Below are 16807 nucleotides of genomic sequence, written 5' to 3' on the forward strand. Positions count from 1 at the left end.
TGTTGCACGCCGTTTTCTTGTGTTTGGTTTGATGGTTTAGACGCTCTAAAACCTATACGAGAAGCGGCGTGCGCTGCTATTTAAGGGGCCCGGCGACCCACGGATCAGTCACAAGCGCCGATTTTTCCTGGAGTTAGTTCGGTTTGCCATTGGTGAACGCCCAGCACCAGATGGGCGGAATCGTCAAGTCTACCGAGGGCTCCGTTCCTTCCTTCGAACTTCCTCCAGATTCTTCTTTTCCGTGCCGGTTCCCGTCAAGCTGTGACGTACGGAGGCGGCGCAGGTGCCAGGAGCACCGCCAACCACCACCAGCGAAAGGTGCAACGATGACCAGGAAAGAAGTCCTCAACGACGGAGAAATCCAGAACACCCTGTCCCAGCTCCCGCCCTGGCGCTATGGCTTGGGTGCCTTGCGCACGGTCTACAAGTGCCCCTCGGCAGCATCCGCGCTCCAGCTGCTTGCCTCCATAGGATCCCTGGCAGAGGAAGCCAATCACCACCCCGATGTGGATTGGCGATATGACACCTTGTTCCTCACCCTGGCATCGCATGATTCCGGCGGGGTCACGACCAGCGACACCCTGTTGGCTGGCCGGATTTCCGAGCAGGCAGAATCCCTGGGTGCTGGGGTGGACCTGAATCTGGTGCGGACGGTGGAAATCTGCATCGATACCGACAACCCCAGGCAGATTTCCAGTATCTGGCGTACCGCCTTGGGCTACCGGGAGGAGCCGAACGGCAGCCTGACCGATCCCCATGGGCGCGGCCCGGCCATTTGGTTCCAGGAAACCGAGACGCCCAGTGACAACCGCTTCCACCTTGACGTGACGGTGCCGCATAGCCACAGCGGTGACGTCCTGGAAAAACTCAAGACCACGGATGCCGACCTGGATTACGAGAATTCACCGGCCTGGGTGGTGGCAACCGATTATCAGGGAAATCGTCTGTGTATCTGTACCGAGGCAGGACGCGGATAGCCCGCCAGGTAGTTCCCTCGAAACCATGTCCTGGCGTCACCGAGCGTAGTTAGACTAATTCCCATGATGAACAGGCGTGCAAACGCCACCGACAAGCTGATCGGCCGGTGGCGGATTATCGAGATGGACAACTGGGATCGCGAGGAAATCGATGCTCTGGAGCCCAGTTTCATCACGTTTTCCAAGGGGATGCATGGGGAGTTTGCCTTTATCGCGGCCCATGGCTGGATGGATTGCCGCCCGATTGAATGGAATGGACATCCCGGTGTCGAATTCACCTGGGAAGGCAATGATGACGGCGACCCGGTTCATGGCCGGGGCTGGGTGGCCTTGGTGGACGATGATGAAATCGAGGGCCACATCTACATCCACCTGGGCGAGAACTCGGGCTTCCGGGCCAAACCCTACGACCGTTTCAGTGAGAAGGAATACTGAAGGTCGGGTATGAGCAACCCGCCGGGGCAGGGCATCCACGTTGGATGCCCTGCCCCGGTACTTCGCGTCCTTAGGCCACGGAGGTGCGCAATGAGGTGAAGGTCTCTGTGGCGATCGCCTGGACGGCTTCATCCCAGTCGCCCAGCAGGCCGAGCAGGTTCTGTCCTTCGGCACGGCGGTCAGCGATCTGATGCTCCACAGTTTTGAGTACAGCGGTGCGCAGCTCGGTATTCAGGTTGACCTTCCCGACACCAAGCCCGATGGACCGGGACAGGTCCGCCGCGGCGATTCCCGACGCACCGTGCAGGACCAGCGGAATCGGGCAAACCCGGTGGATGGTCTCCAGCACGTCCCAATGGATCTTCGGTTCACCCTTGTAGCGACCATGGACATTGCCAATGGCGACCGCCAGCAGGTCCGCACCGCTACGCTGCACGAACCCGGCCACCTGTCCCGGATCGGTCAGGCCGGCTGCGCTCTGCTCGAAGGCTTGGTCCTCGTTGCCGGCCAGCGCACCGAGTTCCGCCTCGATCACCATTTCCGGACCCAGCAGACCGCGGATCTGCTGCACGAAAGCGATGTTCTGCTCGAAATCGCTGGCCGAACCATCGGCCAGAACCGCGTTGGCACCGGCCTTGACGGCCTCGGTGATCAGTTCCGCATCGGTGGCATGATCCAGCTGGACGGCCACCGGTACGGTGGCCTGCTCCGCCAACTGCCGCAAGGCCGAGACCAGCCGCAGCCCGGAAGGGTTCCCGGCGGTCTTCGGTGCCACATTCAGGATCACCGCACGCCCCAGCCTCTCGGCTACCTCCACCACGGCCAGGGCGGTGGTGAAGTCGTAGCAGGTGAAGGCCGGGACGGCGTGACCGTCCTTGAGTGCATCCTGCACCATGGTGTCCATGCGAGCGAGCATTCCTAGACTCCTATCGAGGTAACGATCATGTAGGCGATGGCGGTGAGCAGGAAGCCGGCCACGCCCAGAACGGTGGTGATCACGGTCCAGGTGCGCAAGCCGTCGGAGACACTCAGCCCCAGGAACCGGGTCACGATCCAGAAACCGGAGTCATTGACATGGCTCAGCCCGAAGGCGCCGAAACCGATGGCGATCAGGATCAGTGCGATTTGGATCGCGGAGTAGCCTCCGGCATCCACCGCCGCGGTGAGCAGGCCAGCCGTGGTGATGATGGCGACCGTGGCCGAGCCCTGCGAGGCACGCAAGATCGCGGCCAGGATGAAGCCCATCAGGATCAGCGGCAATCCGGCGGCGCTGAGGGATTCGGCCAGCACGGTACCGATCCCGGATTCGGTCAATACCTTGCCGAACACGCCACCGGCGCCGGTCACCAGGATGACAGTGGCCGCTGGCCCCAGGGCCGAGTCCATGACCTGCCCGGTGTGCTCGCTGCTCCAGCCGCGCCGCACCCCCAGCAGGTAGTAGGCCAGCAGCAAGGTGACCAGCAACGCGATGATCGGCGAACCGACAAAGCCGAGCACATGGGCCACGGTGGTTTCCTCGGTCACGATTGAACCGCCCACGGTTCCCATCATGATCATCAGGATCGGCAGCAGGATCAGTGAGATCACCATGCCGGCCGAAGGCGCCTTCACCTTCACGGCCGTGCTGCCCCCGGAATCCTGCATCTTTGCTTGGCCGAAGTTGCGGAACTGTTCGGCGGTGGCCGGCAGCATGGTGATGTCACGGCGGGTCAGGCGCTTGGAAAGGTAGTATCCCAGCACGCCGATCGGGGCACAGAAGAGCAGCCCGAAAATGGTCACCCAGCCGATATCGGCGTTCAGGATACCCGCGCCGCCCACCACACCCGGGTGCGGGGGAACCACCACGTGGATGGCCAGCATCAGCGCACCGACCGGCAGACCTACCTTGACCGGATCAACGTTGATGCTCTTGGCGAAGCCGTAGATGATCGGCACCATGACAATGAAACCCACATCGAAGAACACCGGAATGGCCAGGAAGAAGGCCACGGTGGTCAAGGCGGCGATTACCCGTTTGGGTCCGAAGATCCTGGTAAACCGTCCGGCCAACGCCTCGGCTCCGCCGGACACCTCGATCGTCTTTCCCAACATGGCACCAAGACCCACCAGGACCGCGACGCTGCCCAGGGTGCTGCCCATGGCATCGGTGACCAGCCCGGCCACGTCCTGGATCGGGATCCCGGCTGCCAGGGCCACCAGGATGCTGACCACCAGCAGGGTGATGAACGGTGGCATCTTGAACTTGATGACGCCCACCAGCAGCAGGGCCACACCGGCCACTGCGATCAGCAGGAGGATAAGCGGACTCATGAAAGTTATTCGTCTCCTTTGACGTGGCGGGGAATTCCCCGCCGAATCCGTGGTTAGTTGGCTGCCTGCGGGGCGACGACCTTGATCACTGCCGAGTCATCGGCGGCTGCCAACCCGTGGGCTTCGCCCAGCAGGTACAGCTGCTCGGCGGCCGAGGCCACTGGGGTGGACAGGTGCGCGGCGCGGGCCGCGGTGGTCACGATCCCCATGTCCTTGACAAAGATATCCAGGCGCGAGAGCACTTCGGCCCCTTCCTCGATGTAGGCCTCCAGCATGCGCGGCCCGCGGTTTCCCAGCATGAACGAGTTCGCGGCCCCTGCCTGCAGCGCTTCGAGCGTGGTGGCCTGATCCAGGCCGAGCTTGTCCGCCAGCGCCATGGCCTCGGCAGCCGCGGCAATGTGCACACCGCACAGCAGCTGGTTCACGGTCTTCAGGGCCTGGCCGTCACCGGGCTTGTCGCCCACGATGCTCAGGGTGGATGCCAGCAGGTCCAGCACCGGCTGGGCCTTGGCCAGATCCGCCGGGGCAGCACCCACGACGATCAGCAGATCTCCTTCTCCGGCGCGGACCGGCCCGCCGGAGAGCGGGGCGTCTACCAGCCCGACACCCAGCTCGGCCAGGCGGGCCGCGGTGGCCGGGACCGCGTCCAGGCCCACAGTGGAGGTCAGGATGACCACCGAACCGTTCTTCAACTGGCCGGCCACACCGTTCTGACCGAAAAGTACCGCGTCCAGCTGTTCGCTATTGCGCACCGCCAGCAGCAGGGCGTCGGCACCGGCCACGGCCTCGCCGGCCGAGGCGAAGGTGGTGATTCCTGCCCGGGCGGCAAGCTCCATGCGCTCGGCCGAGATATCGAATCCATTGACCTGCAGGCCGGTGGACAGTCGGGTGGCCATCGGCAGGCCCATGGCGCCCAGGCCCAGGACGGCGACAGTGGTGGTAGTGCTCATCAGTATTCTCCGTTGAATCGTTTGTTGGTCGTTAGAAGGTGCTGCTCAGGGTGCGGGTCACGGCGGTCAATGACTGGTCGTCACCGACGTTGCCCGCGAAGACGATGTACGGGATGCCCTTGGCCGGGCCGTCCACCGACTGCCACAGCGAGACAATGCCCGGCAGCATCGGTCCGCGCACGATCGCCTTGCGGATTTCCAAGCCGTGGGCGGCCACATCCGAGGAGGTGATCCCGCCCTTGGCGATGACGAAGCGCGGGGGAGTGGAATGGACGATCCGGTTCACCACCCACACCACGGCCGCCGAGACGCGGCGGGCGATCTCCAGGGAGGCGTCCGCGTCATCGGTCTTGACCAGCGTGCGCGAGGTATGGACGATCACGTCGCTGTCGGTGAGTGAACGGCTGATCTTCTCGACCAGGGTAGCGAGATAGGACTTCTCGTCCTCGGCATCCAGCATGGTGGGAACATCCAGTTCCACGATCCGGGCGCTGCGGTGGTTGGCGGTCAGGTCCTGCAGCTGGCGGGTGGTGACACCCACATGCGAACCGACCACGATCAGCCCGCCGCGGGTCCGTCCGTCAGGCTGGTCCCCGGTGAAGATTTCCGCACGGGTCAACGGGGCCCGTTCGGCCTGCCCGATGCGGGCCCGGACAAACGGTGGCCCCACACGGTAGAGCACCTTTTTGCCGGCGGATTCCGCGGCTTCCAGCCCCAGAGCTAGGGAGCGCAGGTCGTTTTCGGTGACAATGTCGGCGCATACCACCTGCGCGTTGGCCGTCGTGGAGAGCTTGGCGGCAATGTGCCCGGCCGAGGAACGGATGTCGTCCAGGTCCAGGCCCAGCACCTTGTCGGCCGGGATGCGGCCGTTGGTCTTTTCCTGCACGTAATCCGGCAGGTAGCTGGTGGAGAATCCGAAGGTCGCGTCCTTGGCGAACTCGGTCTCGCTGACCTTGGCCACCTCGCCGTGACCGGTGCGCATGTAGTGCTCGCTGCCCACGGTGATACGACCGGCATCCCCGAAGGCGGGCACCATGAGCACCGCGTCCACGGCCGCAGTGGCATCCAGTGCGGTGAGGGTTTCGTTGATGGCGTCGGTTTCCAGCGGGAAATGGCCGCGCAGGGTCGAATCGCTACGGCTGACAAAACCGATGCTGAGTCCGGCGGCAGTTGCGGCCTGCTGCGCTGCGGTGACCACCTGGCGGTTGCGTACGGCGGCATCCCCGGCATCCAGGCTGCGCGAATTGGTCAGCACGTAGACGGCCAACGGGCGCTCGCCGTTGATTTCCAGTCCAAAGGCCCAGGTGAAGTCCTCGACTTCCCAGCGGGTCAGTACCGGCAGGTCGCTCACGGACTGGGTGCCGGTGGGATCGTCATCCAGAACCACGAGAACCCGGCCAGTAGCGCGGGCGCTGGCAGCCACCGTTTCGGGGGAAATAACCGGCTCAGCGGGGTAGTTGGCGAGCAAACTGGACTCAAGCATGGGCTGGGACTCCTTTGTCTGTGGCCTGACATCTCACCATGTAAGATGTCAGACATCTGTCATGAGAATTAGTGTCACATGATTCGTGAATTCGCGCAAGGGTCATGGATGCGTAAACTTGGCTTGTAAAGCCGGTAGTGCGCACCGTTGCCGCTTTTAGGGGAAATGGAGGGGACGTGGCCCGGAAATCACTGGTGACCGAGGTGGCGGATAACCTGCTGGACCGGATCGTTGACGGCCAGTTGCCAGCCGATTCCCCGATTCCCGGTGAACTGGAGCTCAGCGCAACCCTCGAGGTCAGCCGCATGACCGTGCGTGAGGCCATAAAGACCCTACTGGCCCAGCGCATCATCCGTGTGGAACGCGGACGCGGCACCTATGTGAACCCGATCAGCCAGTGGAGCTCGCTGGATGCGGTACTCCGGGCCACCAGCGTGGGCACCGGGGCAGAAGAGGCGGCGGTGCAACTGATCGAGCTTCGCCGCATGCTGGAAACCGGAGCCTGCGAACTGGCGGCAACCCGAATCAGCGGCGCGGAATTGCAGTTACTGCGGGAGCATCTGGATGGAATGCGGCAAGCCCACCGGGACGCCGAGGTGGACGACTTCGTCCGCGAGGATCTGGCCTTCCATGACGTGATCCTCAGGGCCTCGGGCAACGCCTTCGTCCCGGCCCTGTTCGAGCCCTTGCGGCGGGTGCTGTCCGAACGGCGGCGCGAAACCAGTGCGTTGCCGGATATCCAGCAACATGCCATCGGGCAGCATGAGAACATCCTGCGCGCACTGGAAACCGGGGATCCCGCCCGATCCCGTGAGGCCATGGACCAGCACATGCAGCAGACCCTGGATGACCTGCGGTCCTATGTATATGCCGCCAAGGATGACTGAGTCGGATCCCGCGGTGCGGTTTCGGATCCCCATAGGCGAGGAACCGATACGATGCTGTGGCTGTCGGCAGATTTGGTGAACGAATCGACTTGGATCGTGTAGCGTACAGACACCCGGTCAGCGGCGGATCGCCTGATAAATCGGATTTCCTTTTGGGCCCAGGGTCATTCCGCGGACTCTTCATCCCCGAACTCCGCACGGATCAAGTTGATGCCTAGGGCACCAACTTGCGACGCAGCCTCGTCACCAAGTCCGGAGTCGCTGATAATCGTTGTGAGGCCATCCAAGGGTGCAACTCGGTATTTCGCGTAACGGCCGAATTTGCCGCTATCGGTGAGCAACACGCTTTGGGAGGCCGAAGCCATAGCTGCGCGCTTCGGATCGATCTTCGCCTCGACGGGAGTGGTGATGCCTCTTTGGACATCCCACGAGCTGGAGGAGAGGAACGCTATGTCGAGCGACAATTCTGCCAGCGTCAGGGAAGCCAAACGGCCGATAGTTGACTGGTTGTCGCGGTCGACCCGACCGCCCACGCAGATCAGGTCGACGCTCGGGTGGTCAAGAAACGCGGCGATCGTGGCCAAGTCGTTGGAGACTACGGTCAGGTCTTGGCGCTCCTGCAGGTACGGACGTATCGCCTGGACTGTTGTGCCCGCGTCGAGGTATATCGTCATTGAATCGCCCACAAGTTTGGCTGCTTCCCGGGCGATGGCGGCCTTGGACGGTAGGTCGGCGACTTCCTTGACCGAACGGTGAGGTTCGGCAAGGAGCCGGGCGGTGGGGACGGCCACGGCGCCGCCTTGAGTGGCCTCCACCCGGCCTTCTTTGGCCAGTGTGGCGACATCGCGTCGCGCCGTCATCTGGCTGATACCAAGCAATTCGGTTATCTGACGGTAACTGAGCACCTCTGCGGTACGCAGATGCTCGATAATCTTCTGCCGGCGCTGTTCCGGAATGAGTGAGGTCGTCCTGGTCAATGTTTCCTCCACACTCATTCTACAGTGGTGCCACTCCACGGTGATTTCCAGCGTGTGGCCAACTCCAGGATTTGTACAGGGGTGAGTTCTCGTCTGTCGTGGCGTTCAGTCAGCAAGGCGATCCGGCAGGCCTCCTCCACTTCGACGGCGCGGTCGATCGCTTCGTCAAGATCCCGGCCCGCCACCACGGAACCATGATTGGCCAACAGGGCGGCCTGTAATGGCCAAGGAGCCGAGCGGAGGTCTTCGCCCAAGGCGGCATCGCCCGGATGTCGATAAGGCAGTAACGGGGTTTGCCCAACTCTCATGACGTAGTACGGCGTTAATGGTGGGATCGCGTTGTGGGCTGCCCATGGCTCGCGGCACGATTGGGCGACCGCCTGCGGCGAGTGCAGGTGGATCACCGACCGGTGTTCTTCACTGCGTTGGTAGAAACCAACGTGCAGGGGCGTTTCCTTCGAGGCCCTGGCACCGCCCAGATGCTCACCGTCGAGCGAAACCTCGGCGAAATCCGAGGCGCTGAGCTGGCCCAGGGATGCCCCGGTACCGGTGACCAGGATACGATCCCCTTCGCGGGCGCTGAGGTTACCACTGGAGCCGGGGCTCAAGCCCAGATCGACGAGCTTCCGCCCGGCGTTGATGAGTTGTTCGAGGATGCTCATGCCAGGGACTCCCATGCGGTGCTGAAGAAATCCTCGTGCCCGAAGTTCCCGCTCTTCAGGGCGAGAGCGATAGGCCGTTTTTCCACCTCTGCGGTGGACCAGCAGACACCGGGTGCTAGTTCCGGTCCAATATGCAGGACCCCGATTCCTAGCTCGCGTACCACCGCACCGCTAGTTTCGCCACCGGCTACGACCAGCGCGGTGATTCCATGGGTGAGAAGCTTGCGGGCCAGTAACGCCATGACCTGTTCCACTGCTGGTGCCACCTCGGTGCCATCGACATGCTGCCGAACGTCGCGCAGGCTGCGGGCGGCGCAGATCACCGGGGTACTGCCGGCCGGTTGGTCGGACACCCAGAGGGCCAGCCGCACGGCGGTGCCTTCGGGATCCGCCAGCGCGGTACTGATGTCAACTTGTCTCACTGGCTGCGTTTTGGAAACGTGCGCGACCTGCGCCAGGCTAGCGCGCGAAACACTCCCGCAGAGGATGGCGCCCCGACCGGAAGGCGGAGGCGTCCAAGAGTCATTTAGTGTGCCCGGCCCGCTCATCCCCAGAGCGAGACCCGATCCTCCGGAAACGAGTGTGTCTCCGGCGGTCGCTGCGGCAATGGTCCGCAAGTCCGTATCGTCGATGGCATCGATGACCACATACCGGTCCGTCGAGGCAGCGAGCACCTGGCGGAGGCGGGCGGGCCCCTGCCGCACTGTGGGTAGGGATATTTCACCCACAGGGTGGGTGGATTGCGCTTGTAGCAAGGATGCCACCTTGGACTCGGTCATCGGCGTCAGGGGATGATCGCGCATTGAAGAATCCTCTAGCAGTTCGGATCCGACAAAGAGATGGCCTTGGTACACGGTGCGGCCATTGGCTGGCAGGGAAGGTACAGCAATACAGCGCGTGACACCCAGATCGTTGCAGAGGGCATCGAGAATGGGGCCGATATTCCCCCGGGGTGTCGAATCGAAGGTGGAGCAGTACTTGACGTAATACCGGGTGGCGCCCCACGCGCGCAGTCTTTGCAGGGCATTCCTGCTGGAAGTCACCGCCTCATCCAACGGGGCGGTGCGGGTTTTCAGTGCGATGACCACGGCATCCAGCCTCGATAGCTGTTCCGCCGGTAGATCGCCATCTTCAATGACCACGGCTACCTGATGCTTTGAGCGGCGCAGCATAGTTGCAACATCCGTGGCACCAGTAAAGTCATCGGCAATGATTCCGAGCACGGTCATCCTTTCCTGGCCACGAAGGCCGATGGAGGTGCGGGGAATCGCCCGCAACACTTCAATAACACCACAATGTTAATATCTGATGCAATCTTGGAAGATTTTAGAATCTGTGGCAGAGTGATTCTCGGCACGTTCGAAGGTCGAATGTGCACACGACGAATGGGACCCCATCGTGATCATTTCCCACTCTGCCCGCGACCGGGCTCCCATCAGCATTGCGCTGACCGGGGCCAACGGCGGCTACGGGCGCACATTCCTGGCACAGCTTTCAAGTACGCCGGAAATTCGACCGGCAGTCCTTGTGGACCCCGATATTGACGGACTGCGTGACATGCTCGCCGAGTTGGGTATTGCACCGCAGGATGCAGTGGTCGCCCAGCATCCGGAAGATGCCCGGCGGATTTCCGACAGCGGCGCGATTGTCCTGGCCGCGGGCATGGCGGCCCTAGACTGGTCCTCAATCGACGTGCTGGTCGAGGCCTGCGGACATGTCGGGCACGGCTCGGCATATGCGCAGACGGCTCTAGAAAACGACACGCATGTGGTGATGGTTAGCAAGGAAGTCGATACGGTCGCCGGTGTTGAGCTGAACGCGCTCGCCGCGCGCAAGGGCCTGAGCTACCTTCCTGGTGACGGGGACCAGCCTGCCAACCTCCTGCGTCTGCTTGATTGGGTAGCCGCTGTCGGGCTGGATATCGTCGCCATCGGCAAGGCTGGCGAGTATGACTTGTGCTTCGATCCCACCACGGGATACGTGGAGCAGGCTGGTGAGCTCCTGCACGCTCCGGAACTTGGCGAACTGTTGGAATTGGACAAAGATGTGGTCGGTCTGCTGGAACGCCGGGCGCAAGCCGTGGCACAGCTGAAGCGCTCTGCGGCAGCGGATGCTTGCGAAATGACCGTGGTGGGTCTGCGAACTGGTTTCGCCGCGGATGTTGAAACAATGCACTACCCGGTGGCGCGCATCAATGAGCTGGCCGATATCTATGCCATGGAGAAGGACGGCGGACTGCTGCGCCAGGAAGGCGTCCTGGAAGTGTTTTCGGCACTGCGTCTGCCCGGGGAAGCGAGCTTTGCCGGGGGCGTGTTCGCCATCGTGCGCACTGGCGACCCGGTGACCTGGGAGATCCTGCGCGGCAAGGGGCACGTGATCAGCCGCGACGGGCGCTACGCCTGCATCTACTGGCCGTACCACTACATGGGCGTGGAGACAGCGCTGACGGTGCATGCAGCGATGGATCGCAGGTCGGTGCCTGCGGCCAAACCTGGCATCCTGCTTGCGGCGCGGGCCAGTGAGGACCTCCCGGCTGGAACCAGTCTGGCCGTAGCCGGCCACCATCATGAAATCACCGGGGTGGCCCCGGTGATGGTGGCACCCACCCCCGGTGCAGCGCCATTCTACCTATTGGACGGTACCACCCTGACCCGGAGCATAGCGGCCGGCGAGCTCATCGCGCTTGATGACGTGAGCGGCATCGATCCGCGGGCGTTGCAGCTTTATCTCGCCGGTGCATCGATTACCGAAACAACCAAGAATGGAGTGACTCAATGATGACGCCCACTTCCCGCACGGTTCAGAACCCGGCGGTCGTAGCAGAGGTCACGGTATGAGCCCCGAAATTATCGCACTGATCGGCTTGGCGGCGGTATTCGCCATTGCCTCTATCCGCAATGTCCATATGGGCGCCCTGGCCCTGGTTGCTTCCTTCGTGATCGGCATTGGGGTCGTTGGGGAGAGCCTGGACGACGTGCTGGGAGGGTTTCCCGTCGACGCGCTGGTGATCCTGGTTGGTATCACGTATCTCTTCGGGTTGGCGCATCAAACCGGTACCATCGACTGGCTGGTCAATCGTTCCCTGGGACTGATCGGCAACCGTGTTGCCCTGCTGCCCTGGGCGTTGTGGGCCATTGCCACCCTGGTGGCCTGCATGGGCACCTCCCACGCTGCCTTCGCCGTTGTCCCTATCGCGATGGCACTGGCGCATAGCCATAGGATCAATTCGACCCTCATGGGCCTGGCCATGAGCTCGGCTATCGTTGGCGGTGCCTTGGCGCCGACCAGTATCGTCGGAATCACCGTGCAAACTGTCGCTCGGCAGGCCAACCTTCCTTACAACGCTGGGCTCATGTTTGCACTGTCCATTGGGATCAACGTCCTGGTGGTGACCGTTGCCTTCTTCCTCTTCGGCGGACGGGAACTGATCGAGCGAACCCGCGAGGCCTCCAAGGCGGCCAGTGCTTCGACGAAGCCGGTCGTGGACGATGGGGCAGGTGGCCGGCCTTCGGCTGGCGTGCGCGGTAGCGTGGGAACGCAGACGCTGACCCGTGTGCCGACGCAATTGGAGGCTGCCCCGGCCAAGGAACCGATGACTGCGATGCAGGGTCTGGTCATAGCTTCGATTTTCGTCCTGGTCGGTGGCTTCTTCACTCTGACCATGCTCGATGTGGATGTGAATCTCGGAGTCGTCGCTTTGACGATTGCCGTGGTCATTGCGCTCATCGATCCGGATGTCGGTCGCAAGGCCATGACCCGCATTGACTGGGGCACAACACTCCTGCTGGGCGGCATCATCACCTATGTCGGTGTCTTGACCCGCTTGGGTGCGATTGATCAACTGGGCGAGCTTGCCCGATCGGTGAGTCAACCGCTCCTGGCGGCCCTGGTCATTTGCGTTATTGCCGCTCTGGTCTCCGCTTTCGCCTCGACCATCGGGATCATTGGCGCGTTGATCCCCCTTGCAGTACCGCTGCTGGTGCCTGGAGGTGGGCTGGAAGCGACCTATTTCATCTACGCTCTGGCCATTTCTGCATCGCTAGTCGACTGTGCGCCATTCGGTACGACCGGCGCGACTATTGTCGCCTCAACCGTCGAGGAGCATCGACCTCGGGTTAATCGGAATCTGACGATCTGGGGATTGTCAATGGTGGTCATCGGCCCTGTTGTCACCCTTGCGGTGCTCGTGGTTCCCTTCCTCTAGGCGGGTATCAGCCGAACCACGGATATATCGCCGTGAAAGTGGCTGGAAATGCCGGAAGCTGGATGCAGATTGTCGCGAAAGACCCCTTGACCGGGAATGGTTTCAGGTCAAGGGGTCTTTTGGTGCAATTCACGCACACGCTCCGGGGTGGGTGCGTCGGCGTCCAGTCGTCTGCGCGGGTGCAGTCAGGGGCCACGTTTCCTTCCACCCCTTCGGGAACAACCGGACCGTTGGCCCTTGGCGGGATCGTCAGGCTGTCCTGCTCAGGCAGGAGTTGTTGCCTTACGGACATGGGCTGGCTGTCACGCTTTCACGTCGGAGGCCCAGTTCATTTGAAGCTAACGGCGTGCCGGGAGAGAATCCCGCTCGATCAGCGGCATGGGAACCAGATGCTCGTCGGCGGTGAGCTGGCCCCCAAGTAGCAGTTCCACCGCTTTTTCACCCATCTGTTCGTAGGGTAGGCGCACGGTGGTCAACGCCGGACGAAGATAGGCGGCGATATCCTCGTCATCGAAGGAAATCACCGGCATATCGATTCCGGGACGCAACCCGTGCTCGGCCAAGGCCTGATAGGCGCCCATGGCCACCCGGTCGTTGGCGCAGATCAGTGCCTGGGGTGGCTGGTTGCCGGCGAGCATGGCTCGGGTGGCGGTGAACCCGTCGGACGGGTTCCAGTCCTCCAGCTCCCATTGCCCGGTGATACCGATTCCCTCCGCGGCCAGCGCCTGAGTCAGTCCGGCAAAGCGGCGGGTGATGCTCGGATAGCTTTCCGGGTGCAATGTGGCGCGGCGGTGGGTGCCGATCAGTGCGACCCGGGTGATCGCCGCCTGTTGCAGGCGGTGGGCCACGGTGGATCCGGCAGCGAATTCATCGGGCATGATGCAGGTGCGCGGCTGGGTGTCGTGGCCGTTGACCAGCACCACGGGCACTTCCGATTCCAGCCCGGGCAGTTCGCGCAGGCGAGAGTCCATGAATCCCAGGATCAGCCCGTCGACTTCGCGGTGGCTCATCTGGGCAATGGCTTGGCGCAGTTCGGGTTCCTCGCCGAAGGTCTCGGCCATCAGCACCGTGTGATCGTGTTGCTTGGCGGCTCGCAGGATCCCGGTGATCATCCCGGAGGCGAATCGGGTGACGGTGACTTGTTCGGAAATGAAGCCGAGCGTGCGGGTCTTGCCAAAGCGCAGGGACTGGGCGGCCAGGTTTGGGCGATAGCCCAGGTCATTGGCGGTTTGTCGGACCCGTGCGGCGGTCTGCTCGGAGATCCGGGAGTCTGGGCGGTTGTTCAGGATGAGACTCACCGCGGTCTTGGACACCCCGCTGGCGGCCGCGACGTCGGCCAGGGTGACTCGTCTGGTTTTCGGTGTGCTCACGTCTACTTTCATTCCACGGATCCGTTGTCTTCGAGCCTAGCCTATTGCCCTGCGCCGAAAGGCGGTGTTACAGTTTGGTGCTAAATGCATTTAGCACCGACTGTCATCAGCGTGGAGGAACAGCGTGAGCGATCAGAGACAGACAACCTTTCAGCGGCCGGCGAGGCATTTCGCGCCGCACTCCCATTGGATGAACGATCCCAACGGACTGTTCTACCATGAGGGGGTCTACCACCTGTACTTCCAGTACAACCCGTACGGCATTGGCCACGGGAACATGTCCTGGGGGCACGCAACCAGCCGTGACCTGGTCACCTGGGAAGAACACGAGGTGGCGATCCTGTGCGATGACCAAGCCGATATCTTCTCCGGTTCCATTGTGGTGGATGAGCACAACACCAGTGGGCTGGGCGTGGGTGGAACCGCACCGGTCATTGCCCTGTACACCGCCGCGGCCACCGATGGGCGCAACCAGTCCCAGGCCTTGGCCTACTCCACCGATGGCGGCATGAGCTTCACCAAGTTCGCCGGAAACCCGGTACTTGACCGCGGGTCCAGGGACTTCCGGGATCCCAAGGTCTTCCGCTACGCGGGGCCGGCCGGGAACTACTGGGTCATGGTGGCCGTGGAAGCTGCAGACCACCAGGTGGTCTTCTACCGTTCGGAGAACCTGATCGACTGGGAATTGCTCTCCGATTTCGGGCCGCAGGCCGCCATGGGAGGGGTCTGGGAATGCCCGGACCTGTTCGAACTGCCAGTGCAGGGCACCGGGGAGAAGAAGTGGGTGCTGCTGGTATCGCTGAACCCCGGCGGTGTGGCCGGAGGCTCGGGCACCCAATATTTCATCGGCGACTTCGACGGCACGCACTTCATCCCGGAGAGCCCGCGACCGGCGTGGCCGGGCACCGACTACGACCAGCTGAGCGCCGGTTTCTGGCTGGACTGGGGACGGGACTTCTACGCCGGGGTTTCCTTCCATGGACTACCTGACAACCAGCGCACACTGCTGGCCTGGATGAGCAATTGGGACTACGCCCGCCAGCTGCCGCACGGCGGGTGGCGCGGTTCCATGAGCGCGGCACGCACCCTGGACCTGGTTCGCGCCGATGGCGCCGTGCAGATCCGCCAGCGTCTTCTCACCGGTGCGAGTGAAACCGCGGCACGCCGGGGCCTGCAGGGCCGGGCCGGAAGCAGCCTACGGCTGGATCTGGGCTCCCCGACGCTGATCAACCTGCAACTGGATATGTCGCAGCTCCCGCAGGACGGGACCCCCAGCACCGTGCGTTTCTATCGTGAAGATGGAAGCCTGATCAGCACCGTGCACGTGGAAGTCGGGCAGATCCGCCATGAGCGACCGGGCGGGCTGGTGGACCATGACCTGTACGCCTCGACCCAGCGCATGCCGCTACCCCAGCCCGGCCAGGCACTGGAGGTGGACCTGCTGCTGGACCACGGGTCGGTGGAGATCCTGGCTGCCGGCGGTCTGCGCTCGCTCACCGACCAACTGACCGGAGAAAACGTGGCCCACCATGCGGCGCTGGACCTGGGGCATCATGCCGATATCCGGGTCACCGCACTGGATAGCAGCGGCGACACCGTACTTGGGACAGGACTGCTGGCATGAGTGCGATCGTGATGGGCGAGTCCCTGGTGGACGTGGTGGCCGGGAAGGCACACCCGGGCGGTTCGCCACTGAATGTGGCGGTTGGACTGGCCCGCCTGGGACACCAGGTGCGGTTCCACACGGAATTCGGCACCGACACGAATGGCCGGCTGGTGGCAGAACACCTGGCCGCCTCCTCGGTGGCGGTAGCCGAAGGCAGTGTCACCGAGCGTCCGACCTCCGTGGCCGTGGTGGAGATGGATGAACACTCCAACGCCCACTACAGCTTCACGATCCAGCAGCAACTGCCGCCCCTGGAGATGCAGCATGCCCCGCAGCTGCTACACGCCGGTTCCATTGCCGCATGGATCGAGCCTTCCGGCGAACAGATCCTCCGGGCCTTTGCCCAGGCCGATACCCGGACCTTGCGCAGCTATGACCCGAACCTACGCCCTGCCCTGGTGGGGGACCGCCCTGCGGCCCTGGAACGGATCGAACACCTGATGTCGTTAAGCCATATCGTCAAGCTCAGCGACGAGGACGCGCAGTGGCTCTACCCGCAACTGGAAGAACACCAGGTGCTGGCACATGTGGCCGGCCTCGGGCCGGCCCTGGTGGTACTCACCTGCGGGGAACGCGGGGCGCTGTGCTGGAGTTCGGGAACCCTGTCGCAGCTGCCCGCCATCCCGGCCACCGTGCGTGACACCATCGGGGCAGGGGACGCGTTCATGTCCGGGCTGCTGCACGCGGTCCTGGACAGCCCCGCACTGGTGGCCGCGCTGCATGCGCGGCAACCACTGGACCCGGTACAGGTGCGCCGGGCCGTGACCCAGGCGCTGTGCTCGGCCGCGCTGACGGTGGCCCGCACCGGTGCGAACCCGCCGTGGGCCGAGGAACTGTCCAATGCCGCCGGTCGGCACCTGTCCTCCCCTTCCGCATAACCCCCAGG

At 63.2% G+C, this 16807-nt stretch carries 15 protein-coding genes; 7 read left to right on the forward strand and 8 right to left on the reverse strand.

Translation table 11 applies throughout. From position 1 onward, the window contains the following. Window positions 1–326: 326 nt before the first annotated feature. A complete protein-coding gene (locus OK351_RS07760; RefSeq protein ID WP_265157580.1) occupies window positions 327–977 on the forward strand; it encodes a 4a-hydroxytetrahydrobiopterin dehydratase in 651 nt (216 codons plus the stop codon). Window positions 978–1040: 63 nt separating this feature from the next. Next, window positions 1041–1412: a hypothetical protein gene (locus tag OK351_RS07765; protein WP_265157582.1), complete on the forward strand. Its 372-nt coding sequence runs from the start codon at window positions 1041–1043 to the stop codon at window positions 1410–1412. A 70-nt stretch (window positions 1413–1482) separates the two neighbouring features. Here the strand turns inward: OK351_RS07765 and OK351_RS07770 are convergent, their stop codons facing one another. From OK351_RS07770 to OK351_RS07785, 4 genes are read right to left on the reverse strand one after another with little or no spacing between them, the layout of a single operon-like run. Continuing rightward, window positions 1483–2328: a class II fructose-bisphosphate aldolase gene (locus tag OK351_RS07770; protein ID WP_265157584.1), complete on the reverse strand. Its 846-nt coding sequence runs from the start codon at window positions 2326–2328 to the stop codon at window positions 1483–1485. A gap of 2 nt (window positions 2329–2330) precedes the next feature. Then, entirely contained in the window at window positions 2331–3722 is a 1392-nt protein-coding gene (locus OK351_RS07775) for a GntP family transporter (protein ID WP_265157586.1), read from the reverse strand. Between the two features lie 53 nt (window positions 3723–3775). Further along, complete coding sequence (locus tag OK351_RS07780) at window positions 3776–4672, reverse strand: NAD(P)-dependent oxidoreductase (protein WP_265157588.1); 897 nt, start codon at window positions 4670–4672, stop codon at window positions 3776–3778. A gap of 31 nt (window positions 4673–4703) precedes the next feature. Continuing rightward, window positions 4704–6155 carry a four-carbon acid sugar kinase family protein gene (locus OK351_RS07785; RefSeq protein ID WP_265157590.1) on the reverse strand — a complete coding sequence of 484 codons (1452 nt, stop codon included), beginning with the start codon at window positions 6153–6155 and terminating at the stop codon, window positions 4704–4706. Window positions 6156–6331: 176 nt separating this feature from the next. Here OK351_RS07785 and OK351_RS07790 point away from each other — a divergent pair, with 176 nt between their 5' ends. Then, window positions 6332–7042, forward strand: a complete 711-nt coding sequence (locus OK351_RS07790; protein WP_265157592.1) for a FadR/GntR family transcriptional regulator — start codon at window positions 6332–6334, stop codon at window positions 7040–7042. Window positions 7043–7206: 164 nt separating this feature from the next. Here the strand turns inward: OK351_RS07790 and OK351_RS07795 are convergent, their stop codons facing one another. Genes OK351_RS07795 through otnK form a run of 3 tightly spaced genes read right to left on the reverse strand, consistent with a single transcriptional unit; the run spans window position 7207 to window position 9904 of the window. Beyond that, window positions 7207–8031 carry a DeoR/GlpR family DNA-binding transcription regulator gene (locus OK351_RS07795; RefSeq protein ID WP_265157594.1) on the reverse strand — a complete coding sequence of 275 codons (825 nt, stop codon included), beginning with the start codon at window positions 8029–8031 and terminating at the stop codon, window positions 7207–7209. A gap of 2 nt (window positions 8032–8033) precedes the next feature. Further along, a complete protein-coding gene (locus OK351_RS07800; RefSeq protein WP_265157596.1) occupies window positions 8034–8681 on the reverse strand; it encodes a class II aldolase/adducin family protein in 648 nt (215 codons plus the stop codon). Continuing rightward, window positions 8678–9904: a 3-oxo-tetronate kinase gene (otnK, locus tag OK351_RS07805; protein ID WP_265157598.1), complete on the reverse strand. Its 1227-nt coding sequence runs from the start codon at window positions 9902–9904 to the stop codon at window positions 8678–8680. The genes OK351_RS07800 and otnK overlap by 4 nt, the downstream gene beginning before the upstream one ends. Before the next feature lie 175 nt (window positions 9905–10079). On the opposite strand from otnK, the gene OK351_RS07810 reads away from it, so the two are divergent. Further along, a complete protein-coding gene (locus OK351_RS07810) occupies window positions 10080–11459 on the forward strand; it encodes a homoserine dehydrogenase (RefSeq protein ID WP_265157600.1) in 1380 nt (459 codons plus the stop codon). 55 nt (window positions 11460–11514) lie between these two features. Next, window positions 11515–12885, forward strand: coding sequence for an SLC13 family permease (locus tag OK351_RS07815; RefSeq protein ID WP_265157602.1), 1371 nt, complete (start codon window positions 11515–11517; stop codon window positions 12883–12885). Window positions 12886–13223: 338 nt separating this feature from the next. Here the strand turns inward: OK351_RS07815 and OK351_RS07820 are convergent, their stop codons facing one another. Continuing rightward, window positions 13224–14255, reverse strand: a complete 1032-nt coding sequence (locus tag OK351_RS07820) for a LacI family DNA-binding transcriptional regulator (protein ID WP_265157604.1) — start codon at window positions 14253–14255, stop codon at window positions 13224–13226. A gap of 124 nt (window positions 14256–14379) precedes the next feature. On the opposite strand from OK351_RS07820, the gene OK351_RS07825 reads away from it, so the two are divergent. Next, a complete protein-coding gene (locus tag OK351_RS07825; RefSeq protein ID WP_265157606.1) occupies window positions 14380–15879 on the forward strand; it encodes a glycoside hydrolase family 32 protein in 1500 nt (499 codons plus the stop codon). After that, window positions 15876–16799, forward strand: coding sequence for a carbohydrate kinase family protein (locus OK351_RS07830; RefSeq protein ID WP_265157608.1), 924 nt, complete (start codon window positions 15876–15878; stop codon window positions 16797–16799). Before OK351_RS07825 ends, OK351_RS07830 begins: the two co-directional genes overlap by 4 nt. The last annotated feature ends 8 nt before the right edge of the window (window positions 16800–16807 follow it).

It is taken from the genome of Glutamicibacter sp. MNS18 (assembly GCF_026107515.2).
Taxonomy (GTDB): domain Bacteria; phylum Actinomycetota; class Actinomycetes; order Actinomycetales; family Micrococcaceae; genus Glutamicibacter.